Raw genomic sequence first — 22,154 nt, 5'->3', positions numbered from 1 at the left:
ACCAGTGTCCCCCATCGCCTCATACGTCGGTGACGCGGAGCCCGGCGTGTGCCTTGTAGCGGCGGTTGACGGAGATCAGGTTGGCGACCAGCGACTCGACCTGGTGGGCGTTGCGCAGCCGCCCGGCGAAGACGCCGCGCATACCGGCGATGCGCCCGGCGAGGGCCTGCACGATCTCCACGTCGGCACGGTCCTCGCCGAGCACCATCACGTCGGTGTCGATCTCGTCGATCTCCGGGTCCTGGAGGAGGACGGCCGAGAGGTGGTGGAAGGCGGCGGCGACCCGGCTGTCCGGCAGCAGGGCGGCGGCCTGCTCGGCGGCGCTGCCCTCCTCGGGCTTGAGGGCGTAGGCGCCCTTCTTGTCGAAGCCGAGCGGGTTGACGCAGTCGACGACGAGCTTGCCGGCCAGTTCCTCGCGCAGGGACTCGAGGGTCTTGCCGTGGCCTTCCCACGGCACGGCGACGATCACGATGTCGCTGCGGCGGGCGGTCTCGGCGTTGTCGGCGCCCTCGATGCCGTGCCCGAGTTCCTCGGCGGCGGCCTGGGCGCGCTCGGCGGCGCGGGAGCCGATGATCACCTTCTGGCCGGCCTTGGCGAGGCGGTAGGCGAGGCCCTTGCCCTGCGGGCCGGTTCCGCCGAGCACGCCGACGACGAGCCCGGAGACGTCGGGCAGGTCCCAGGGGTCCTTGGCGGGGGCCTTCTGTGCGGCACTGTCGGTAGAGGTCATGGCCCGACCCTACGTCCGTCCCGGCCGCCGCACCGGTCCGGGTGCCGCGGGGCGGGACGCCGTCCCCGGGTCGGGGGAATCCGGGGCGAACGCCGGGTCGGGCGGCCCGGGTTGCGGCAGGATGCGGGCGCATGGACGCCGTACGGGTAGCGCTGCTGCGGGACGTGCTCGCCGGGACCGAGTGGCTGGGGGCCACCCGGCGTTTCGCGGGGGCGCTGCGGGGGTCGGTGGTGCCGCACGGGGGCGGGCTGCTGCTGGTGGGCACGGCGGGGTACGAGCCGTGGCATCTGGCGGCCCACCTGGTGGACGAGGCCGCCTGGTCGGGGACGCCGGAGCTGGCGCCGACCCTGGTACGGCACGACGCGCGTCCGTCGGACCCGGCCCATCTGGCGGTGGGGCTGGGGCGGCTGGCGGCGGCCCGGCGCGGGGAGACGCTGCTGGTGGTGGCGCCGGACGATCCCGGCGCCCCGTTGCTGGAGCGGGTGCACGACGCCCGGCGGGCGGGCGCGACGGTGCTGGCGCTGGGCAGCGGCGAGCGGGAGCTGACGGCGATGGCGCACGAGACGCTGACCGTGCCGGACGGCGCGGAGCTGGACCTGGACACGGTGCAGCATCTGGTCAGCGCGGCGGCGGGTGAGAACGCGGGGCCGCCTCCGCGGGGGCGCCGGCGGTTCCGTGACCGTCTCTCCCGCCTGACCGACCACCTCACGGCTCCGCCGCCGCCTCGCTGGTGAGCCGGCAGGGGCTCACCGCGTCCAGCGTGCGTGCGTGACCGGTGTCCCGCGTGCGGCCGGGGCGGGTCGCGTGGCCGGCGTGCCGGGGTGCCTCCCCCACTCTGGGTCGGGGCGAGGCATCGTGGTGGGAAAAGCAGTTGCCCCCGGTATCCGTCCCGTCGACGATGGCCCCTCGTGACCGAAGACTCCCCCGCCCCGGCCGGGCTGCGTGCGTTGTTGCCCGATCTCTCGCCCTGGCGCGCCTCCGCCGATTTCCGGCGGCTGTGGGTGGCGGGGCTGATCACGAACTTCGGGAGTTTCCTGACGTTCGTCGCGCTGCCGGTGCAGGTCAAGGAGCTGACGGGGTCGGCCGCGGCCGTGGGCGCGATCGGTGCCGTGGAGCTGGTGCCGCTGGTGGTGTTCGGGCTGTACGGCGGAGCGCTCGCCGACGCCTGGGACAAGCGGAAGCTGATCCTTTGGACGGAGGCCGGCCAGGGCCTGCTGTGCGTCGTGCTGCTGGTCAACTCGCTGCTGCCGGGCCCGGCCGTATGGCCGCTGTACGTCGTCGCGGCCCTCACCTCCGCGCTCGGCGCGGTCCAGCGCCCCGCCCTGGACTCGCTGATCCCCCGGATCGTGGCGCACGAGCACCTGCCGGCCGCCGCGTCGCTGAACGCGCTGCGCTGGCAGGTCGGCGGGATCGCCGGCCCCGCGCTGGCCGGCGTCGTGGTGGCGTACGCGGGGCTGGGGTGGGCGTACGGGGTGGACCTCGTCACCTTCGCCGTGTCCGTGGTGCTGGGGATCCGTCTCGCCGCGTCCCCCGCCTCGCACGAGGCGGCGAAGCCGTCCTGGGCGGCGATCGCGGAGGGCGCCCGGTACGCGTGGAGCCGCAAGGAGCTGCTGGGCACCTACGCGATCGACCTCGCCGCGATGTTCCTGGCGATGCCGCTCGCCGTGCTGCCGTTCCTGGCGGACGAGCTGGACGCCGAGTGGTCGCTGGGCCTGATGTACGCGGCGATCCCGGCGGGCTCCCTGCTGGTGAGCGTGAGCAGCGGCTGGACGTCGCGGGTGCACCGGCACGGGCGGATGGTGGTGCTGGCGGCCGTCGGCTGGGGCGTCGCGATCGCCGCCGCGGGGGTCGCCGGGAACGTGTGGCTGGTGCTGGGGTGCTTCGCCCTGGCCGGCGCCTGCGACATGGTCAGCGGCGTCTTCCGCGGGGCGATGTGGAACCAGACGATCCCGGACGAGCTGCGCGGCCGGCTCGCCGGGATCGAGCTGCTGTCGTACTCGGTGGGGCCGCAGCTCGGTCAGGTCCGGGCGGGCGGTACGGCCGCGCTCGTCGGGGTGCGGGCGTCGGTGTGGTCGGGCGGGCTGCTGTGCGCCGGCGCGGTGGGCCTGCTGGCGCTGTGCCTGCCCACGCTCATGACGTACGACGCTCGGACGAACGAGCACGCGGTGCGGCTGCGCGAGCAACGCGCAGCCGCCGTGCCGAGTGCCTGATCAGTCCTCGTCGCCGCGTCCGGCCTGGGCGTCGTGCCACTTGGGGTCGTTCTCCCACTCCAGGTTCCGCTCGCGCGCGGTCTGCATCGCGTGCTCGGCCTCCGTCCGGGAGGCGTAGGGCCCGAACCGGTCCTTGGCCGGGCAGTCCGGACCCTCCTCGACCTTCTTGTGCTCCAGGCAGTAGTACCACTCGCCCGGTTTTCCGACCGTGCGCTTCTTGAACAGGGCCATGACCAGCTCCTCTCGCCACCGACATGTTCCCCCGTGCCCGCTGGTTAGACTCGCGGCATGTCTGGCCAGTCGCTGCTCGTACCAGGGGAGCTGTCTCCCACCCGTTCCGTCCCCGGAAACATCCGCCGGCCCGAGTACGTCGGCAAACCGGCGCCGGCGCCGTACACCGGACCGGAGGTGCAGACGCCCGAGACGATCGAGGCGATGCGCGTGGCCGGGCGGATCGCGGCGCGGGCGATGGCCGAGGCCGCGAAGCTGATCGCGCCGGGCGTGACGACGGACGAGCTGGACCGGGTCGCGCACGAGTACATGTGCGACCACGGCGCCTACCCGTCGACGCTCGGCTACCGCGGTTTCCCGAAGTCCCTGTGCACCTCCGTCAACGAGGTGATCTGCCACGGCATCCCGGACTCGACGGTGCTGCGCGACGGTGACATCGTCAACCTCGACGTGACGGCGTACATCGGCGGCGTGCACGGCGACAACAACGCGACCTACCTGGTCGGCGACGTGGACGAGGAGAGCCGGCTGCTGGTCGAGCGGACCCGGGAGTCGCTGGCCCGCGCGATCAAGGCGGTCAAGCCGGGCCGGCAGATCAACATCATCGGCCGGGTCATCGAGTCGTACGCGAAGCGCTTCGGCTACGGAGTGGTGCGGGACTTCACCGGGCACGGGATCAACTCGTCGTTCCACTCCGGGCTGATCGTCCCGCACTACGACAGCCCGCACGCGACGACCGTCATCCAGCCCGGGATGACCTTCACGATCGAGCCGATGCTGACGCTCGGCACCCACGAGTACGACATGTGGGACGACGGCTGGACGGTCGTGACGAAGGACCGCAGGCGGACCGCCCAGTTCGAGCACACCCTGGTGGTGACGGACACCGGCGCGGACATCCTCACGCTGCCCTGACCGGCCGACGGCCGTCACCGCTCCAGGCGCACCCGTCCCCCGATCTCGATCCATCCCCCGGGCTGGGGCGCCGTGAGGATCTGTGAGCCGGCCCCCTGCGTGATGTTGAGGGCACGGCCCAGCCGCTCGGTCAGCAGCAGCGCCGCGGCCCCCGTCGCCTCGTCCTCGTCGATGCCGTCGTCGCGCCCGGGGAAGGCGCGGGCCCGGACACGGCCCGCCGCCTCGTCCTCCCAGGCCCAGGCGTAGATCCACTCCCCCGGCGGCGGCACCGGCAGCGCGTCCACCTCGGCGACACCGGCGTACTGGCGCAAGGTGCGCGGCGGGGCCCACTCGGGGCGTGCCTCGATCCAGCTGAACTCGCCGTCCTGGCGGGCGCCCACCACCCCGGCGGGGGTGACGAGTTCGGGCACGTCGAGCAGCCAGGCCGTGCCGACGCAGGGGTGGCCGGCGAACGGCAGGCGCAGGGTGGGCGTGTAGATGTCGACGACACCGCGCTCGGGGTCGTCGACGAACACGGTCTCGCTGAAGCCGAGTTTGCCGGCGAGCTCCTGCCGCTCGGCCCGTTCGGGCAGCACGGATCCGTCCCGGACGACGCCGAGCTCGTTGCCGTATCCGCCGTTCGGCGCACAGAAGACGCGCAGTACGTCGTAGTCAGTCACCGGGGCATTCAAGCATCGCCGAGGCGGCGGGGCGGTCCGGGCGGCAGGCACCGGGGGACGCGAGGGTCGTCCCACGACGCACCCTTTGGCACTTCCTTGACCTCCCTATGGACGCCTCTTTGAGCCACCGTGACCGACCTGTGCTCATACACCGTCCATGAGATTCGGATCACCGTATCGACGGGTATCGCTTAGGAAAACCTTAGGTACGTTAGGCGAGCCTCACCTTCCCTATGAGGTCCGTCACGCGTACTTTCGGCCATCCCTTGGAGCCCGCATGCGAGCCGCCAGACTCTCCGTCGTCACCGCCGTCGCCACCGCGGCGGCCCTGACCGCCGTGACGGGATGCGCCGAGAAGAGCGACTCGTCGGACGGTGACCACGTCGTCACCGTCACCGCGAAGGACGACGCGTGCGACGTGTCGACGAAGGAGTTCCCGGCCGGGCACGTCGAACTCGCCATCGAGAACAAGGGGTCCAAGGTCACCGAGGTCTACCTCCTGTTCCCCGACGACCGCGTGGTCACCGAGCGGGAGAACATCGGCCCCGGCACCAAGCAGCGGGTCACCGCCGAGGTGAAGGCCGGCGACTACCGGATCGCCTGCAAGCCCGGCATGAAGGGCAAGGGCATCCGCCAGGACGTCAAGGCCACCGGCGGCAAGGCCGCCCGGCGCGACCCGCGGCTGGACGGGGCCGTGGCCGCCTACCGGCAGTACGTGCAGCAGCAGGCCGACGAGACGCTGCCGAAGGCCGAGGCGTTCGCGCAGGCCGTCCAGGCCGGTGACCTGGAGGCCGCGAAGAAGGCGTACGCGCCCTCCCGCATCGGCTGGGAGCGCACCGAGCCGGTCGCGGAGTCCTTCGGCGACATCGACCCGAAGGTCGACGTCCGCGAGGACGGCCTGGAGGACGGCCAGGACCCGGCGACCGACTGGACCGGCTGGCACCGCCTGGAGAAGGCGCTGTGGCAGGACAAGAAGATCGGCGACCGCGAGAAGGAACTCGCCGGCACCCTGGTCACCGACCTGAAGGACTGGCAGAACCGCGTCGGCACCGCCGACATCACCCCGACGTCGATGGCCAACGGCGCCAAGGAACTCCTCGACGAGGTCGCCACCGGCAAGGTCACCGGCGAGGAGGAGCGCTACTCGCACACCGACCTGGTCGACTTCAAGGCCAACGTCGAGGGCGCCCAGAAGTCGTACGAGCTGCTGAAGCCGGTCGCGCGGGAGAACGACGCGGCGCTGACGGCGGACCTCGACAAGCAGTTCGCCGCCCTGGACAAGCTCCTCCACCAGTACCGGCCGGGTCCGACGTCGTACGAGTTCACCTCCTACGACAAGGTCGGCAAGGCCGATCGCAAGGAGCTGTCGGACGCGGTCAACGCGCTCGCCGAGCCGCTGTCCAAGCTCGCCGCCGCCGTGGTCGGCAAGTAGCGCGCCGGGGGACGACGATGACGGACACGGACGGCGGGGCGCACGCGCCCTCGCGCCGCGCGCTGATCGGCTGGGGCGGTGCGGGGCTCGCCCTCGGTGCCGCCGCGGCCGGCGGGGCGCTGGCGATGACCCGCACCGGCGACGACGTGGACCCGGCGGGTGCCGACGCGGGCGGCGCGGTCGACTTCCACGGTGCGCACCAGGCGGGCATCGCCACCCCGGTGCAGGACCGGCTGCACTTCGCCGCGTTCGACGTGAGAACCGACGACCGCGCCGAGTTCGTCCGGCTGCTGAAGGACTGGACGGCGGCGGCCCGGAGGATGACCGCCGGGGAACCGGTCGGCGAGGGCGCCTACGGCGGACTGGCCGAGGCCCCGCCGGACGACACCGGCGAGGCGCTGGGCCTCAAGCCGTCCCGGCTGACGCTCACCGTCGGCTTCGGGCCGTCCCTGTTCGGGAAGTTCGGTCTCTCCGGGCAGCGCCCCGAGGCGCTGGTCGACCTGCCGAAGTTCCCCGGCGACAACCTCGACGGGAACCGCAGCGGCGGCGACCTGTGCGTCCAGGCCTGCGCGGACGATCCGCAGGTCGCCGTGCACGCGATCCGCCAGCTGGCCCGCATCGGCTTCGGCAAGGTCGTCGTGCGCTGGTCCCAGCTGGGCTTCGGCAAGACGTCCTCGACGACGGCGGACGCGCAGACCCCGCGCAACCTGTTCGGGTTCAAGGACGGCACCCGCAACATCTCGGGCACGGAGACGGAGCGCCTGGACAAGCACGTGTGGGTCGGCGCGAAGGACGGCCCGGACTGGATGACCGGCGGTTCCTATCTGGTCGCCCGGCGCATCCGCATGCACATCGAGACCTGGGACCGCACCTCCCTCCAGGAGCAGGAGGACGTCTTCGGCCGCGACAAGGGCGAGGGCGCCCCGGTCGGCAGGGCGAAGGAGCGCGACGAGCCGTTCCTGAAGGCGATGAAGCCCGACGCGCACGTCCGGCTCGCGCACCCCGACGCCAACGGCGGGGCGACGATCCTGCGCCGCGGCTACTCGTTCACCGACGGCACCGACGGTCTGGGCCGCCTGGACGCGGGTCTGTTCTTCCTCGCCTACCAGCGCGACGTGCGCGAGGGCTTCATCCGCGTCCAGCGCAATCTGGCGACGGACGCGCTCAACGAATACATCCAGCACGTGGGTTCGGCGGTCTTCGCGATCCCGCCCGGCGTCCGTGACGCGGACGACTGGTGGGGCAGCACGCTGTTCGCCAAGGAGGCGTAACCGTGTTCTCCAACTACCTGATCGGACTGCGTGAGGGCCTCGAGGCCTCCCTCGTCGTCTGCATCCTCATCGCCTACCTGGTCAAGACGGGCCGCCGGGACGCGCTGAAGCCGATCTGGGCCGGCATCGGTGTCGCGGTCGCCATCGCGCTCGGCTTCGGCTGCGTCCTCGAATTCGGTTCGCAGGAACTGACGTTCAAGGCGCAGGAGGCACTCGGCGGCTCGCTGTCGATCGTCGCGGTGGTGCTGGTGACGTGGATGGTGTTCTGGATGCGGCGCACCGCCCGCCACCTGAAGTCGGAGCTGCACGGCAAGCTGGACGCGGCCCTGAGGATGGGCACGGGCGCGCTGGTGGCCACCGCGTTCCTCGCGGTGGGCCGCGAGGGCCTGGAGACCGCCCTGTTCGTGTGGGCGTCGGTGCACGCGGCGAGCGACGGCACCCCGCGCCCGCTGATCGGCGTGGCCCTGGGCCTGGCGACGGCGGTGCTGCTCGGCTGGCTGTTCTACAAGGGCGCGTTGCGCATCAACCTGGCCAGGTTCTTCACCTGGACCGGCGGCATGCTGGTCGTCGTGGCCGCGGGCGTGCTGGCGTACGGGGTGCACGACCTCCAGGAGGCCGACCTGCTGCCCGGCCTGACGAACCTGGCCTTCGACATCAGCAACACCATCGACCCGTCGAGCTGGTACGGCACCCTGCTGAAGGGCGTGTTCAACTTCCAGCCCGACCCGACCGTCCTCCAGGTCACGGTGTGGCTGCTGTACCTGGTCCCGACGCTCGCGCTGTTCCTCGCCCCGGTAGGGTTCGCCTCCGGGAAGGGGAAGGTGAAGGAACCTGATGAGCAGGGATCGCGGCCCTCGAAGGCCCCGCAGGCTTGACCGGAGCGCACTGATAGCGGCCTCGGTGACGGCTTTGTCGTTGTCGGCGAGCGGCTGCGTGGTGGTGCACGGCGAGCGAGAGGTGCTCCCCGCGACCACCCGGGCCGAGGCCGCGAAGGCGCTCGAACAGTTCACGGACGCGTACAACAAGGCCGACAAGGCCTACGACGGCTCGCTGGACGCCGAGTACACCACCGGCGCCCTCGCCGCCATCGACTCGGCGCGACTGAAGGCCGGCCGGGCCAACAACCCGGGCGGCAATCCGGCGCATTCACCGCTGGAGCTGACGGACGCGAAGTTCACCATCCCCAAGAAGGCCGGCTGGCCGCGCTGGTTCGTCGCGGACACGAGGGCCAACAAGGGCGGTGAGGCGCGCTGGCTGCTGGTGTTCACCCGGGACGGTCTGGAGGACACCTGGGAGGTGGCCTACCTGACGCTGGTCGCCCCCGGTGACGTGCCCGAGTTCAAGACCGACGAGGACGGCTGGGCCGAGGCCGTCCCCGCGAACTCCACCGAACTGGCCGCCGTGCCCGCCGGATTGAGCGAGGACTACACGACGTACCTCAAGGACGGCGGGAAGACCTTCGCGGACGGCGCGCACACCAGCGAGTGGCGGGAGTTGCGCAAGAAGCGGTCGATCAGGCCGGGCCTGGTCACCCAGTACATCGACGAGCCGCTGACCGACGGCGACTACGCGCCGCTGGCGCTGCGCACGAAGGACGGCGGGGCGATGGTGTTCTTCACGACGCGTCACTTCGAGAAGCAGACCGCCGCGCAGGGCACGTCCGTGCCCACGCCGAACAAGGACGTGCAGGCGCTGACGGACGGCGAGATCAAGCAGTCGCTGACGATGGAGTTCGTCTCCAACGAGGTCGCGCTGGATCCGGCGGGGAGCGGCCAGGTGTCGGTCCTGGGCCGGATTCAGGGCATGACGTCGGCGAAGGGCGAGTAACGCCCTTACGGCCGGCCCGCGCTCAGCGGCGCAGCGGCCAGGCGGTGCCGACGGGGTCGCTCTCCTCGCCGACGTGCCGGGCACAGGCGTCGGTGAGGGTCTCCAGCAGGGTCAGCGGGTCGGGCAGCGGATGCTCGGGGCCGCGTACCCAGTGCACCGCACGGTCCTCGCCGGGCAGCCGGGCGGGGGGTACGAGCACGTAGGAACCGCGGCAGTGCCAGCGCAGGCCGGGGTGCTCGTCCATGGTCTCCGGGTGGCAGTCCAGCTCGCACGGCCACCACTCGTCCTCCTGCTCGGGGGTGCCGCGGGTGAGGGTGAAGAACAGCATGCGGCCGTCGTCGCTCTCGGCGACGGGCCCGACCTCGACGCCCGCGTCGAGCAGCCGCCGCAACGTCTCGCGACCGGCCTCCAGGGGCACGTCGAGGACGTCGTGCACCATGCCGGTCGCGGTGACGAAGTTGGCCTGCGGCTGGTGCCGGACCCAGCGCTCGAGCTGCGCCCGGTCGGTGGTGGACTGCGTCTGCCAGGCGAACGACACGGGGTGCCGGGCGGGGGTGGGACAGCCGACGCGCTCACAGGAACAGCGGTAGCCGACCGGGTGGGCGGCGGGCGCGAGCGGCAGTCCCGCGGCGGCGGCGGCGAGCAGCAGGGCCTCCCGGTCGCCGTCGCCGGCGGCCTCCTTCGGGCGGCTCTTGCGCAGCCACTGGGAGAGTTTGTCCCGCAGGCCGGGCCGGCCACCGAAGTCCGCGCTCATCTATCCCCTCGCCTCGCCGTCGTGCGCATCAGCATGCCCTATGGTCCCACCATTCCGCGCTTCAGGGGTCGGGAAGGGACAAACCTCACTGGTCAGCGGGGAGCGAGCCCGTACAGGGCGTAGTCGACGAGGGTGTCGGTGTAGTCGTAGCCGAAGGGTGCGGTGCGCTGGAGCCAGCGCTGGGCGAGCGGCGAGACGAAGAGTTCGAGGGCGATGCGCGGATCGACCTCCGGCCGGACCTGGCCGGCGTCCTGGGCGGCGCGCAGCCGGTCGACGTAGAGCTGGAGCGAGGGCTCCAGGAGCTTGGTCACGAACTCCCGCCCGAGCTGTTCGTTGACGACGCCCTCCGCGGCGAGGGCCCGCGAGGGCGCCTCGAACCTCGGGTCGGTGAGCTCGTCGACGGTGGCGCGCAGCACGGCCTTGAGGTCGGCGGCGACGTCGCCGGTGTCGGGGATGGCGTACGACTCCTGCCCCGCCGCCTGCGCGGCCTGGTCGCCGAGGTCGAGGAAGGCCTCCAGCAGGACGTCGGCCTTCGAGGACCACCAGCGGTAGATGGTCTGCTTGCCGACGCCGGCGCGGGCGGCGATGCCCTCGATGGTGGTCCTGGGGTAGCCGGCCTCGGCGACGAGTGCGAGGGCGGCGTCGTAGATGGCCCGGCGGGACCTGGCGCTGCGGCGTGTGACGTCGGGGACCTGGGTGGGTTTCTGGGTGGCCATGACGCGAATTTACCAGTTGACAAGACGGTGCGTCTCGCTTGACAGTGGTGACGACAAAGATTCGAGACGAACCGTCTCGTCGTACTGGAGTGAAGGGAAGTGAGCCTCACATGACCCGAGGCGGAGCCGGGAACATGCTGGGTGTGGGCGGCGCGCGCCGCAACCTCGGCCGCAGGGCGCTGCGCGGCGGCGGCCGGGGCGACCGGATCGGCGGCGCGCAGGACGCGCGGGCCCAGAAGCGGGAGCTGCTGCGCAGGCTCCAGGAGAAACGGGGGCAGGAGGCCCGTGGGGAGTCGTGACTAGCGCTCCGCCGCCGGGGGCCACGGGTCGCCCCAGTCCGCGTCGCGGGCCGCCTTGTACAGGTCGCCGTGGCGCTTGGTGACCGTCCGGCGGCGGAGCTGCTCGTCGGTCTCGCACAGGTCGAGCAGGACCTGCCCCTTGCGGATCTGCGGGCGCCGGACCACGCGGGAGGGTGCGGGGGCGACCGGGAAGCGGGTGGCGGCGACGTAGCTGAACTTCTCGTCCTCGTAGGCGAGGGAGCCGCCCTTGACCTGGCGGTGCAGGGAGGAACGGCTGACCCGCGCCGCGAAGTGGCACCAGTCCGTGCCGGGGACGATGGGGCAGGCGGCGCTGTGCGGGCAGGGGGCGGCGACGTGGAAACCGGCGGCGATCAGCCGGGTGCGGGCCTCGATGACGCGGGCGTAGCCGTCGGGGGTGCCCGCCTCGACGATCACGACGGCCCGGGCGGCGCCGGCGGCGGCGTCGACGAGGGCGGCGCGGTCGGCGGGGGTGAGCTCGTTGAGGACGTAGGAGACGGTGACGAGGTCGGTGCTCTCCACGGTGAGCGCGGCGCCGATCCGGGAGCGCTGCCAGCGGGTGTCGCGCAGGGCCGGGTGGGTGGCGGCGATCTCCTTGCCGAGGGCGAGCGCGGGCTCGGCCCAGTCGAGCACGGTCACCGGGCGGGCGCCGCCCCAGGTGTCGCTGACGGCCCAGGTCGCCGCGCCGGTCCCGCCGCCCACGTCCACGTGGCTCGCCGGCGCCCACTCGGGCACGGCGTCCGCGAACGCGGTGAGCGCCGACCGCACGGCGGCGAAGGTCGCGGGCATGCGGTACGCGGCGTACGCGACGACGTCCGCGCGGTCCCGCAGGATCGGGGCGTCGGTGGGGGTGGCCCCGCGGTAGTTGGCGATCAGCCGCTCGACTGCCTGCGCGGCCTGGCGTGGCGGAAGCCCGTCGACGAGGTCGGCGAGGGCGGTGCGCAGGGTGTCGGCGGGGGTGGCGGGGGCGTTCACCCGTGGATTCTACGGGGCGGGGGTGAACGGGGGTGGTGGCCCGGCGCGCATCGGTCGGCCCCGCCCCACAGACAACCGAACCCGCTACGCGCACCCCCACAGGCCGCCGCAGGCACCGCGCGCCGTCAGATCGCCCGTACCGCCCGTGCCACCCGTGTCCCCAGCAACGCCCGCGGTCCGTTGTCCGGTGGCCGCCGTCGCGGGTGGACCGTGTTGGCGAGCAGGATCGCGAACGTGTCCGTCGCGCGGTCCAGGACCAGCATCGTGCCCGTGAAGCCCGTGTGCCCGGCCGCCCCGCGCCCCGCCAGCTCCCCCATGAACCACGGCTGGTCGAGCGCGAAGCCGAGCCCCGGCTCCATCAGGAGCAGCTCCACGAAGTCGGGGCCGAGGATGCGCGCGGGCCCGTACGAGCCGCCCGCGAGCAGCGCCCGGCAGAAGACCGCGAGGTCCCGGCCGGTCGAGAACAGCCCCGCGTGACCGGCCACCCCGCCCAGCGCCCAGGCGTTCTCGTCGTGGACGACGCCCCGCAGCATCCCCCGGTCCGCCTTGGCCCACGGCCGCCGCTGGTCCTCCGTCGCCGCCGCGCCCGGGCACGGCCCGAAGTGCGTCGCCGTCATGCCCAGCGGCCGGGTGATCCCGTCGCGCACGAGGAGGTCGAGGCGGCGCCCGCTGACACGCTCCAGCACGTGCTGGAGGAGCAGCATGTTCAGGTCGGAGTAGCAGTACGTGCCGGGCACCCCCACCGGCGGCTCCGCCCGCAGCCGCCGCAGCCGTTCCCCGTCGTCGGCGCAGTCGTACAACGGCAGTTCGGGCCGCAGCCCGGAGGTGTGCGTGAGCAGTTGCCGCACGGTGACGCCGTGCGCGGCGGCCCCGCGGAAGTCGGGCAGGTACGCCCCCACCTCCGCGTCGATGCCGAGCGTGCCGCGTTCGATCTGCTGCACGGCGGCGACCGCGGTGAACAGCTTGGTCAGGGACGCCAGGTCGAAGGGCGTGCCGACGGTCATCGGCACCCGGGAGCCGGCCGGCAGCTCCACGCCCGTGTCGGTGCCCGGGTCGTAGGACGCGTACCGCACGGCCCACCCCGCCGCCTCCTCGACGGCGAGCACGGGCCCGCGCCCCACGGCCACGACGGCACCCGCGGCCCAGGGCCGCTCGCCGGCCGTGAGGGCGTGCACGTCCGCCACGACACGACGGAGCTCCCCGGGGTCGAGTCCGGCCCGTTCCGGGGTGTCGCTGCGCAGTCTCGGAGCGCTCAGCTCTCCGCCCCCTCCGCGGTCGTACGCCCGGCCGAGGGGCGGCACATGCCCAGGAAGAAGGCCAGCGCCACCAGCGCCGCCCCCAGCTGGACGATCGCCATCGGCAGGGCGGTGTCCTTCCCGGCGATCCCGACCAGCGGGGAGGCGATGGCGCCGATGAGGAAGGAGGACGTGCCGAGCAGCGCGGACGCGGAGCCGGCGGACTGCTTGACCCGCATCAGCGCGAGCGCCTGGGTGTTGGGCAGGCTGATGCCCATCGCGGACATCAGCACGAACAGCGCGGCGGCGATCGGCGCGAGCCCGACCTCGCCGAAGACGCCGAGGGCCATCAGCAGCAGCGCGGTCGCGGCGGCGATGACGACGAGGAGGCCGATGCCCAGCACCCTGTCCAGGCTGACCCGCCCGACGAGGACCTTGCCGTTGATCTGCCCGACGACGACCAGGCCGATCGAGTTGAGCCCGAAGAGCAGGCTGAACGTCTGCGGGGAGGCCCCGTAGATCTCCTGGACGACGAACGGGGACGCCGAGATGTAGGCGAACAGCGAGGCGAAGGCGAAGCCGCCGGCGAGCATGTACCCGGTGAAGGCCCGGTCGGCGAGCAGGCCGCGCATCGAGCGGAGGGTGTCGCCGATCCCGCCCGCGTGCCGTTCGGTCTCGGGCAGCGTCTCGGGCAGCTTGGCCCACACGACCCCGCCCAGCAGCACACCGACCACGGTGAGCAGGACGAACACGCCCCGCCAGTCCGTCACCCGCAGGATCTGCCCGCCGATGAGCGGCGCGACGACCGGGGCGACGCCGGAGATCAGCATGAGGGTGGAGAAGAAGCGGGCCATGGCCACACCGTCGTACAGGTCGCGCACGACGGCCCGCGCGATGACGATGGCGGCGGCCCCCGCGAGGCCCTGCGCCAGCCGGAACGCGACCAGCAGCTCGACGGTGGGCGCGAGCGCGCACAGCGCGGTGGCGACGACGTAGACGGCGAGGCCGCTCAGCAGCGGCCGGCGACGGCCCCACTTGTCGCTCATCGGCCCGACGACGAGCTGGCCGAGGGCCATGCCGGCCAGGCAGGCGGTGAGCGTGAGCTGGACGGTGGCCGCCGGCGCGCGCAGGGACTCGGTGACCTCCGGCAGCGAGGGGAGGTACATGTCCATCGCCAGCGGCGGGGTGGCGGTCAGACCGCCGAGGACGAGCGTGACGAGCAGTCCGGTGCGGCGGTCGGCGCGCAGCGGACGGACGGCCGGCTCCGTGTCCGGTCCGGCCGCCCCCGGCGTGTTCGGTTCTGTGGTGTTCGACGGTGACGCGTGCGGTATGGACGGCCCGCGCTCGGGCATGTGCCCCTCCCTGTTCGACGGATCCGGCACCTATGCTCTCAGCTCGTACGGACTTGTCTGAACGTGAGCGAGGGTGGGGACAGGGTGGCCGAGCAGAGGGTGCGCTGGGGGATATTGGCGACCGGCGGCATGGCGGCGACGTTCACGGCGGATCTGGTCGATCTGCCGGACGCGGAGGTCGTCGCGGTGGCCTCGCGGACCGAGGCGTCGGCGAAGGCGTTCGCGGACCGGTTCGGAATACCGCGTGCGTACGGCGACTGGGAGTCGCTGGCCCGGGACGAGGACGTCGACGTGGTGTACGTCGCCACTCCGCACGCGGCGCACCGCACCGCCGCCGGCCTCTGTCTGGAGGCGGGCCGGAACGTGCTGTGCGAGAAGCCGTTCACGCTGAACGCGCGCGAGGCGGGGGAACTGGTCGCGCTGGCGCGGGAGCGCGGGGTCTTCCTGATGGAAGCGATGTGGATGTACTGCAATCCGCTGGTGCGGCGCCTGAAGGCGCTGGTGGCGGACGGTGCGATCGGCGAGGTCCGCAGCGTCCAGGCGGACTTCGGACTGGCCGGCCCCTTCCCTCCGGCACACCGGCTGCGGGACCCGGCGCAGGGCGGCGGCGCGCTGCTCGACCTGGGCGTGTACCCGGTGTCGTTCGCGCAGTTGCTGCTCGGTGAGCCGTCGGACGTCGCGGCGCGGGCGGTGCTCTCGGAGGAGGGGGTCGATCTCCAGACGGGTGCGCTGCTCTCCTACGACAGCGGCGCCCTCGCCTCGGTGCACTGCTCCATCACCGGCGGTACGCCCAACTCCGCCTCGGTCACCGGTTCCCTGGGCCGCATCGACGTCCCGTACGGCTTCTTCTTCCCGGACCACTTCGTGCTGCACCGGGACGGCCGCGAACCCGAGAGGTTCACGGCCGACCCGGCCGACGGGCCGCGGGCGAGCCTCAAGCACGAGGCGCGGGAGGTGATGCGGGCGCTGCGGGCCGGTGAGACCGAGTCGCCGCTGGTCCCGCTGGACGGCACGCTCGCCGTGATGCGGACGCTCGACGCGATCCGGGACCGGGTCGGCGTCCGCTACCCGGGCGAGCACCCCGTCGAGCCGGCCGCGGAGCGTGAGGTCACGCCGGCTTGAGCCCCTGCTCCCCCACCTCCGTCACGAAGGAGGCGGCGGTCGTGAGCGGCGCGCCCTCGGTGGTCACGTGGGACACCGTCTTGAAGTCGGCGCGCGCCAGCTCCCGGCCGAGGGACACCGTCGCGTAGCCGCGCAGGCCGTTGTAGAACCGCAGGTGCGGGTTGGCGGCCAGGTAGGTGTTCCAGTTGGACGGCTTCTCGGAGCCGTTGCCGCCGCTGGTGACGGAGGAGGTGACGATCTCCGTGCCCAGGGTCCGGGAGCCCGGGTCGGAGAAGTCGCGCTTGATGTCGAAGCCGTAGTGCACGTGCACGTCGCCGGTGAGGACCATCAGGTTCTCGACACCGGCGGCCTGCGCGCCGGCCAGCACCCGTTCGCGGGAGGCCGGGTAGCCGTCCCAGGAGTCCATGGAGACCTTGGAGGGCGTGGTGGTGGAGTTGTACCGCTGGGAGAAGGTGACCTGCTGGGGCACCACGTTCCACACGGCGTCCGACCGGTGCCAGCCGTTGATCAGCCAGCGTTCCTGGGCGTCGCCGGTGAGGGTGCGGCCCGGGTCCTCGGACTCGGGGCCGGGGTACTGCCAGCCGTCGCCGTAGGCCTGGTCGGAGCGGTACTGGCGGGTGTCGAGCACGTCGAACTGGGCGAGCCGGCCCCAGTGCAGACGGCGGTACAGCTTCAGGTCCGGGCCCTCGGGCAGCTGCGGGCGCCGCAGCGGCATGTTCTCCCAGTAGGCCCGGTAGGCGGCGGCCCGGCGCAGCAGGAACTCCTCCGGCGGGACGCTGTTCTCCGGGGTGTCGCCCGCGTAGTTGTTCTCGGTCTCGTGGTCGTCCCAGGTGACGACGAAGGGGTGCGCGGCGTGCGCGGCCCGCAGGTCGGGGTCGGACTTGTAGAGGGCGTACCGCAGGCGGTAGTCCTCCAGCGTCACCGTCTCGTGATTGAACAGGTCCGGCAGGGTGCCGGCCGGGTAGGCGCGGGAGCCGCCGGCGGAGTTGACGGCGTACTCGTAGAGGTAGTCGCCGAGGTGGAAGACGACGTCCACGTCCTCCTCGGCGAGGTGCCGGTAGGCGGTGTAGTAGCCCTGGTCGTAGCGCTGGCAGGAGACCAGGCCGAAGGTGAGCCCGGCGGTGCGGCCGCGGGCCGGGGGCGCGGTGCGGGTGCGGCCGACGGGGCTGACGAAGCGGCCGGCGCGGAAGCGGTAGTAGTAGACGTGGCCCGGGGCGAGGTGGCCGACCTCGACGTGGACGGTGTGGTGGAACTCGGGGTGGGCGGTGGTGGTGCCCCGTCTGACGACGCGGCGGAAGCGTTCGTCGAGGGCGAGTTCCCAGCCGACGTCGACGCGTTTCGCGGGCAGTCCGCTGTCGGCCTGGTACGGCGCGGGGGCCAGGCGCGTCCACAGCAGGACGGAGTCCGGCAGCGGGTCGCCCGAGGCGACGCCGAGTGTGAAGGGGTCGCCGGTGAGCCGGGCGGGGTCGAGTTCGGCGGCGCTCGCGGTGCCGGCGGCGGGCAGGTTGACGGAGAAGGCGAGCGCCGCGGCGGCGCCGGTGACGGTCAGGAAGCGGCGGCGGCCCAGGTGGCGGGCGGCGGCGCGGAGTTCGGGCGCGTGCGTGGCCGAGCCGGCCTGGGCACGGTCGGAAGCCTGGTGGTTCGCGGGTGTCATCCGTTCCTCCCCTTGCGGTGGGTGCAGGGGGCATTCGAATGGCCGGGGACGACGACACCTTGGCGCGGACATGTCGGGCCCATGTCGGACGGATGAGTTCCGCATGATCGCCGCCCGATCCCCACGCGTACGCTGCGGCCTCATGAACACCGTGAGAACCGCCGACGAGGGGACGTACGACATGACCGGCCGGGAGAGGATCGCCGTGGTCACGGGTGCCGGTTCCGGCATCGGCCGCGCGGTCGCCGCCGAACTGCTGCGCGCGGGCTGGACGCTGGCCCTGGCCGGGCGCCGCACCGAGCCCCTGGAGGAGACGGCCGCGCTCGTCCCCGGCGGCACCGCCCTGGCCGTACGGACCGACGTGTCACGGCCCGAGGACGTGGCCGCCCTGTTCGCCGCCGTGCGCGACCGGTTCGGGCGGCTGGACCTGCTGTTCAACAACGCCGGGACGTTCGGCCCGGGCGGCGTGCCGGTCGAGGAGCTGCCCTACGACGCGTGGCGGCACGTGGTGGACACCAACCTCAACGGGGCGTTCCTGTGCGCGCAGGCGGCGTACCGGCAGATGAAGGAGCAGAGCCCGCAGGGCGGCCGGATCATCAACAACGGCTCGATCTCCGCGCACACCCCGCGCCCGCACTCGGTGGCGTACACGGCGACCAAGCACGCGCTGACGGGCCTGACCAAGTCGCTGTCCCTGGACGGCCGGCCCTACGGCATCGCGGTCGGCCAGATCGACATCGGCAACGCGGCGACCGACATGACGGCCGGCATGCAGACGGGAGCGCTCCAGGCCAACGGGGTGGTGGCGCCCGAGCCGGTGATGGACGTCGCCGATGTGGCGCGCACGGTGCGGCACATGGCGGAACTGCCGCTGGAGGCGAACGTGCAGTTCGCGACGGTCATGGCGACGGCGATGCCGTACGTGGGGCGCGGCTGAACGCACCGCGCTCGCGGGACCCTTGGCGATCCACACAATCGGAATTCAACAGTCCGCACCATTGCGGCCGGTGGCGGACTTATGCTCAACTTTCCTTCACCGAAGCTTCACACTCGGAGCGTCGGCCTTCCGGCACCTCCGCAAGCCATACCGAGGGGGGAAGGCGGCAGCCGTTCCGGCCACCGGATGGGGGTGGATCCCGCGGGGGACCGCGGGATACGCACCGGTGGGCGGACGGCTGCCGCACACACGCCCGCCGGCGTCAGCCCCGCAGGATCAGCTCGGCCTCGGCCATCTGGCCGGCGGTGAGCGGCCCCTTCTCCAACGCGCCCGCGTTCTCCTCGGCCTGTGCGACGGAACGGAACCCGGGGATCGGCACGGTGCGGTCGCTGCGGGCCCACAGCCAGGCCAGCGCGCCCTGCGCGAGCGTACGGCCGCCCGCGGTGAGCACGTCCCGCAGTGCCTCGACCCGCGCCAGCCACTTAGGGTCGGCACCGGTCCCGTCCCCGAACCCCGGCAGCCAGGCGGGCGGCCTGCTGCGGATGTCCCCGGCCGACAGGGCCCGCCGGCCCGCGTGCCTGCCGCCCAGCAGCCCCATGGCGAGCGGGCTGCGGTTGACACTCGCCAGCCCCGAGGCCTCGCACAGGGCGATCATCTCGGGCGCGTCCTGGAGGACGTTGGCCCGGTGCTGCACGGCCGCGCAGTGCTCACCGGCCGCGAACACGGCGGCGCGCTCGGGGTCGTCCGTGCTCCACGCGTACGCGCGCACCAGCCCCTCCCCCACGAGCTCCTCGCAGACGTCGCGGAGTTCCGCGGCACGTCCCGGGTCGGCGTCGGCGAGGTGCAGCTGGTAGAGGTCGACGTGGTCGGTGCCCAGGCGCTCCAGCGACGCGGTGAGCGCGCGGCGGACGTACGCGGGCGAGTCGTCGGCGCCGGTGAGGGTGCGGGTGTCCGCGTCGAAGACGTTGCCCCACTTGGTGGCGACGACGACGTCGTCCCGTCGCTTGCCGAGGGCGCGGCCCAGCAGGCGTTCGCTGTGGCCGGTGCCGTAGACGTCCGCCGTGTCGAAGAAGGTGACGCCGAGGTCGAGGGCGCGCCGGATGGCCCGTAGGGACTCGTCGTCGTCGACGCGTCCCCAGCCGAGCGGCTGCCCCGCGGTGTCCCGCCACTCGCCCCCGATGGCCCAGCAGCCGAAGCCGAGCGCGCTGACCTCGATACCACTGCGGCCGAGGGTCCTGGTGGTGCCGGTCGTTCCGTTGGTCTCCATGTCCGGGGACGCTAGGAGTTGAAGCGCACCCGAAGGCAAGGGCGACCGCGTGGCCCGTCGGTCCCGGTTACGCCTGCCCGGTCTCGAACCGCGCGATCCGGCCGTCGTCGTCGACGGTGAAGCTCCACCGGGTGCGCATCTCGCCCCAGGTGTCGTTGCGGTAGCGGGCGATGAGGGCTCGCCCGCCGTTCGACTCGTTGTCGACCTCCAGGTGTCCGTTGGAGGAGAAGATCTCCTGGTCGATCCACTGGGCGAGGTCCCGGTCGTCGCCGTCGTCGGCCATGGTGGCGTCCGGCGCGAGCAGCGCCATGAAGGCCTCCCGGTCGTGCGCGTTGACGGCGGCGACGAAGGCCCGGACGGCCGGGTCGCTGAGTCGGGTGGTCTGAATGGTCATGCCGGCCAGCGTCACACCGGCCGCGGCCCCCCGCCACCCGAACGGCGCCCGCCGCGGGCCGGTCGGGTGCGGACGGTGCGACGGTGGAAACGTGGGGAGGGTGGGAACCCTGAGAAGGGACACCACCGCAGTCACCGCCGTCACCGCCCTGAAGGAGCCGACATGACCTGCTACGACCGACGCGACCTCGGACTGCTGCTGCTCCGTCTGGGGACGGGCGGCGTACTGGCCGCGCACGGCGCGCAGAAACTGCTCGGCTGGTTCGGCGGCGGGGGCATCGAGGGCACCGGCAAGGCCATGGAGTCCATGGGCTACACACCCGGCCGGGCGAGCGCGACCGCGGCGGGCCTCGCGGAGGCCGGGGGCGGCGTACTGCTGGCCCTGGGCCTGGCCACCCCGGCCGCGGGCGCGGCGGCGGCCGGTGCGATGACGGGCGCCGCCGCGGTGCACGCCCCGAACGGCTTCTTCGCCCAGACCGGCGGCTACGAGTACGCGGCCTCCCTGGGCCTGACGGCCGCCGGCCTCGCGGTCACGGGCCCCGGCAGGCTCTCCGTGGACCACGCCCTGGGCCACGCGGTCAACCGGAACTGGATGGTCCCGGCGGCCTTCGCGGCGACGGCCGCCGCCACGACGGTGATCGTCGGGGCGCGTAACCGGCGGGTGCGGAAGGCGGCGGAGGGCAAGCAGGAGCAACTGTTCGACTGACACGTCGCCCTCTGCCTTCATGGCAGGCTGCTCGGCATGACCGAGACCCGAGGCGGCACGCCCGCCGACGACCCGTGGACCACCGTCGACGCCCTGTGGAAGTGGCTGGAGGCGGACCAGCCCGTCGGCGGCCGTGAGGGCCTCCTGCTGCGCATGCTGAAGCTGTCGGAGGAGGTCGGCGAGGTCGCCGAGGCGGTGATCGGCACGACCGGTCACAACCCGCGCAAGGGGGTCACGCACACGTGGGAGGACGTCGAGGCGGAGCTGTGCGACGTCGTGATCACGGCGATGGTGGCCCTGCGCACCCTGACACCCGACGCCCGCGAGGTGTTCGGACGGCACCTGACGCGGGTGGCGGGGCGGTCGCCGGGGCCGGGAGCCTGACGTTCCCGACAGCAGCCGTGCGCCTGTGGCGCGACGGTGGAACCGCCTCGCCACAGGCACTCGTACAGGTCAGCCGGTACTGCAACTGACCGTCGGCCAGGTCCAGTTGCCGTTGGCCTGGATGGTGGCGCCCCAGGTGTTGCCGCTGCCGTTGGGCTTGGCCGTCAGCACCTGTGAACTCGGGTAACTGGCGCTGACGTTCCAGGTCGACAGCACCTTCGCCGGGGACGGCACGTTCATCGTCACGGTCCAGTTGCCCGCCCCGCTCACCGAGACGTTGAGGTTGTACCGGTCACCCCACACCTGCCCCGCCGACAGCGTCGCGGTGCAGCCGCCGCCACCGCCCCCTCCGCCACCGGTGCCGCCGCCGTCGGGGGCGACCGCGCGGCCGGTCGACGGGGAGATCATGCCGGAGCACAGGCCCTTGCTCGCCAGGGTCTGCGCGATGCGGGGAATGGCCGCGAGCGTGTTCGCGGGCCAGTCGTGCATGAGGATGACCTGGCCGTTGCCCAGCCGGGAGACGGCCTGCACGATGGCGTCGGTACTGGCGTTGTTCCAGTCCTGCGAGTCGACGTCCCAGATGACCTCGGTCAGGCCGTACTTGGCCTCGACCGACCGCAGCGTGGAGTTGGTCTCGCCGTACGGCGGGCGGAACAGCTTCGGCGTACCACCGCCCGCGGCCGCGATCGCCTGCTGGGTCCGGGAGATCTCCGTGTCCATCTGGGCCTGGCCGAGCTGGGTCATGTGCGGGTGGGTGTAGCTGTGGTTGGCGACCCACATGCCGGCGTCGACCTGGGCGCGCACGAGGGACGGGTTCTGGGCCGCGTACTGGCCCTGGTTGAACATGGTGGCCCGCAGCCTGTTCTGCTTGAGGGCGTTGAGCAGGGCCTGCGTGGTGCTCGAGGGGCCGTCGTCGAAGGTGAGGCCGACGTAGCCGTTGCAGGCGGCGGCCCGTGCGGGCGCGGCTGCGGGGGCGGCGTCGGCGGCGACGGTGCCCGCGGCGGCCAGTGCGGCGGCGGCCACCCCGGTGACCAGGGGACGCCATGACGGACGGGGTCCGGTGCGCATGC

General features: G+C 72.8%; 24 protein-coding genes. 12 read left to right on the top strand and 12 right to left on the bottom strand.

The genetic code is table 11. The features are described 5' to 3' along the window. Positions 1–19: 19 nt before the first annotated feature. Positions 20–727 (bottom strand): NADPH-dependent F420 reductase, encoded by a 708-nt coding sequence (npdG, locus tag IEZ05_RS01485; protein ID WP_189228094.1) that lies wholly within the window; start codon positions 725–727, stop codon positions 20–22. 131 nt (positions 728–858) lie between these two features. Here npdG and IEZ05_RS01480 point away from each other — a divergent pair, with 131 nt between their 5' ends. Further along, positions 859–1,461 carry a hypothetical protein gene (locus IEZ05_RS01480; protein WP_189228093.1) on the top strand — a complete coding sequence of 201 codons (603 nt, stop codon included), beginning with the start codon at positions 859–861 and terminating at the stop codon, positions 1,459–1,461. 174 nt (positions 1,462–1,635) lie between these two features. Continuing rightward, complete coding sequence (locus IEZ05_RS01475) at positions 1,636–2,937, top strand: MFS transporter (RefSeq protein WP_189228092.1); 1,302 nt, start codon at positions 1,636–1,638, stop codon at positions 2,935–2,937. Here the strand turns inward: IEZ05_RS01475 and IEZ05_RS01470 are convergent, their stop codons facing one another. Then, a complete protein-coding gene (locus IEZ05_RS01470) occupies positions 2,938–3,168 on the bottom strand; it encodes a hypothetical protein (protein WP_189228091.1) in 231 nt (76 codons plus the stop codon). A 57-nt stretch (positions 3,169–3,225) separates the two neighbouring features. Here IEZ05_RS01470 and map point away from each other — a divergent pair, with 57 nt between their 5' ends. Then, positions 3,226–4,083 (top strand): type I methionyl aminopeptidase, encoded by an 858-nt coding sequence (gene map / locus IEZ05_RS01465; RefSeq protein ID WP_189228090.1) that lies wholly within the window; start codon positions 3,226–3,228, stop codon positions 4,081–4,083. A 14-nt stretch (positions 4,084–4,097) separates the two neighbouring features. On the opposite strand, the gene IEZ05_RS01460 is transcribed toward map, so the two are convergent. After that, the gene (locus IEZ05_RS01460; protein WP_189228089.1) at positions 4,098–4,742 is read right to left on the bottom strand and encodes a PhzF family phenazine biosynthesis protein; all 645 of its coding nucleotides are present in this window, start codon (positions 4,740–4,742) and stop codon (positions 4,098–4,100) included. Positions 4,743–5,019: 277 nt separating this feature from the next. On the opposite strand from IEZ05_RS01460, the gene efeO reads away from it, so the two are divergent. From efeO to IEZ05_RS01440, 4 genes are read left to right on the top strand one after another with little or no spacing between them, the layout of a single operon-like run. Next, positions 5,020–6,174 carry an iron uptake system protein EfeO gene (gene efeO, locus IEZ05_RS01455; RefSeq protein ID WP_189228088.1) on the top strand — a complete coding sequence of 385 codons (1,155 nt, stop codon included), beginning with the start codon at positions 5,020–5,022 and terminating at the stop codon, positions 6,172–6,174. A gap of 17 nt (positions 6,175–6,191) precedes the next feature. Next, complete coding sequence (efeB, locus tag IEZ05_RS01450; RefSeq protein ID WP_189228087.1) at positions 6,192–7,445, top strand: iron uptake transporter deferrochelatase/peroxidase subunit; 1,254 nt, start codon at positions 6,192–6,194, stop codon at positions 7,443–7,445. Positions 7,446–7,447: 2 nt separating this feature from the next. Further along, positions 7,448–8,320 (top strand): iron uptake transporter permease EfeU, encoded by an 873-nt coding sequence (gene efeU, locus IEZ05_RS01445; RefSeq protein ID WP_189228086.1) that lies wholly within the window; start codon positions 7,448–7,450, stop codon positions 8,318–8,320. Next, positions 8,280–9,272, top strand: coding sequence for a hypothetical protein (locus IEZ05_RS01440; RefSeq protein ID WP_189228085.1), 993 nt, complete (start codon positions 8,280–8,282; stop codon positions 9,270–9,272). Before efeU ends, IEZ05_RS01440 begins: the two co-directional genes overlap by 41 nt. Before the next feature lie 22 nt (positions 9,273–9,294). Here IEZ05_RS01440 and IEZ05_RS01435 read toward each other — a convergent pair whose 3' ends face one another. After that, on the bottom strand, positions 9,295–10,026 hold the full coding sequence (locus tag IEZ05_RS01435) for a bifunctional DNA primase/polymerase (RefSeq protein ID WP_189228084.1): 732 nt from the start codon (positions 10,024–10,026) through the stop codon (positions 9,295–9,297). A gap of 92 nt (positions 10,027–10,118) precedes the next feature. Next, complete coding sequence (locus IEZ05_RS01430) at positions 10,119–10,742, bottom strand: TetR/AcrR family transcriptional regulator (protein ID WP_189228083.1); 624 nt, start codon at positions 10,740–10,742, stop codon at positions 10,119–10,121. A gap of 110 nt (positions 10,743–10,852) precedes the next feature. On the opposite strand from IEZ05_RS01430, the gene IEZ05_RS01425 reads away from it, so the two are divergent. After that, positions 10,853–11,041, top strand: coding sequence for a DUF6243 family protein (locus IEZ05_RS01425; RefSeq protein WP_189228082.1), 189 nt, complete (start codon positions 10,853–10,855; stop codon positions 11,039–11,041). Here IEZ05_RS01425 and IEZ05_RS01420 read toward each other — a convergent pair whose 3' ends face one another. From IEZ05_RS01420 to IEZ05_RS01410, 3 genes are all read right to left on the bottom strand, one after another. Next, positions 11,042–12,034, bottom strand: coding sequence for a small ribosomal subunit Rsm22 family protein (locus tag IEZ05_RS01420; RefSeq protein WP_189228081.1), 993 nt, complete (start codon positions 12,032–12,034; stop codon positions 11,042–11,044). A gap of 125 nt (positions 12,035–12,159) precedes the next feature. Continuing rightward, a complete protein-coding gene (locus IEZ05_RS01415; protein ID WP_189228080.1) occupies positions 12,160–13,335 on the bottom strand; it encodes a serine hydrolase domain-containing protein in 1,176 nt (391 codons plus the stop codon). Then, on the bottom strand, positions 13,287–14,621 hold the full coding sequence (locus IEZ05_RS01410; RefSeq protein WP_189228079.1) for a multidrug effflux MFS transporter: 1,335 nt from the start codon (positions 14,619–14,621) through the stop codon (positions 13,287–13,289). The genes IEZ05_RS01415 and IEZ05_RS01410 overlap by 49 nt, the downstream gene beginning before the upstream one ends. 84 nt (positions 14,622–14,705) lie before the next feature. Between IEZ05_RS01410 and IEZ05_RS01405 the strand changes: the two genes are divergently transcribed. Next, positions 14,706–15,743 carry a Gfo/Idh/MocA family protein gene (locus IEZ05_RS01405; RefSeq protein WP_189228078.1) on the top strand — a complete coding sequence of 346 codons (1,038 nt, stop codon included), beginning with the start codon at positions 14,706–14,708 and terminating at the stop codon, positions 15,741–15,743. On the opposite strand, the gene IEZ05_RS01400 is transcribed toward IEZ05_RS01405, so the two are convergent. Next, entirely contained in the window at positions 15,730–17,397 is a 1,668-nt protein-coding gene (locus IEZ05_RS01400) for an alkaline phosphatase D family protein (protein ID WP_189228077.1), read from the bottom strand. The genes IEZ05_RS01405 and IEZ05_RS01400 overlap by 14 nt on opposite strands. A 142-nt stretch (positions 17,398–17,539) precedes the next feature. Here IEZ05_RS01400 and IEZ05_RS01395 point away from each other — a divergent pair, with 142 nt between their 5' ends. Continuing rightward, positions 17,540–18,334, top strand: coding sequence for an SDR family oxidoreductase (locus tag IEZ05_RS01395; protein ID WP_189228076.1), 795 nt, complete (start codon positions 17,540–17,542; stop codon positions 18,332–18,334). Positions 18,335–18,596: 262 nt separating this feature from the next. On the opposite strand, the gene IEZ05_RS01390 is transcribed toward IEZ05_RS01395, so the two are convergent. Together IEZ05_RS01390 and IEZ05_RS01385 are read right to left on the bottom strand one after the other, a co-directional pair. Further along, positions 18,597–19,601 carry an aldo/keto reductase gene (locus IEZ05_RS01390; protein WP_189228075.1) on the bottom strand — a complete coding sequence of 335 codons (1,005 nt, stop codon included), beginning with the start codon at positions 19,599–19,601 and terminating at the stop codon, positions 18,597–18,599. A gap of 67 nt (positions 19,602–19,668) precedes the next feature. Then, positions 19,669–19,995: a nuclear transport factor 2-like protein gene (locus tag IEZ05_RS01385; RefSeq protein WP_189228074.1), complete on the bottom strand. Its 327-nt coding sequence runs from the start codon at positions 19,993–19,995 to the stop codon at positions 19,669–19,671. 162 nt (positions 19,996–20,157) lie between these two features. On the opposite strand from IEZ05_RS01385, the gene IEZ05_RS01380 reads away from it, so the two are divergent. Beyond that, on the top strand, positions 20,158–20,700 hold the full coding sequence (locus tag IEZ05_RS01380; RefSeq protein WP_189228073.1) for a DoxX family protein: 543 nt from the start codon (positions 20,158–20,160) through the stop codon (positions 20,698–20,700). 36 nt (positions 20,701–20,736) lie between these two features. Further along, positions 20,737–21,084, top strand: a complete 348-nt coding sequence (locus tag IEZ05_RS01375; RefSeq protein ID WP_189228072.1) for a MazG-like family protein — start codon at positions 20,737–20,739, stop codon at positions 21,082–21,084. Between the two features lie 69 nt (positions 21,085–21,153). Here IEZ05_RS01375 and IEZ05_RS01370 read toward each other — a convergent pair whose 3' ends face one another. Continuing rightward, complete coding sequence (locus tag IEZ05_RS01370; RefSeq protein ID WP_189228071.1) at positions 21,154–22,152, bottom strand: polysaccharide deacetylase family protein; 999 nt, start codon at positions 22,150–22,152, stop codon at positions 21,154–21,156. Positions 22,153–22,154 lie beyond the last annotated feature (2 nt).

Origin of the sequence: Streptomyces flaveolus, from assembly GCF_014648815.1 — a bacterium.
Taxonomy (GTDB): domain Bacteria; phylum Actinomycetota; class Actinomycetes; order Streptomycetales; family Streptomycetaceae; genus Streptomyces; species Streptomyces flaveolus.
Note: the sequence above shows the minus strand (reverse complement) of the source record. Positions and strands in the feature narration are given on the sequence as shown.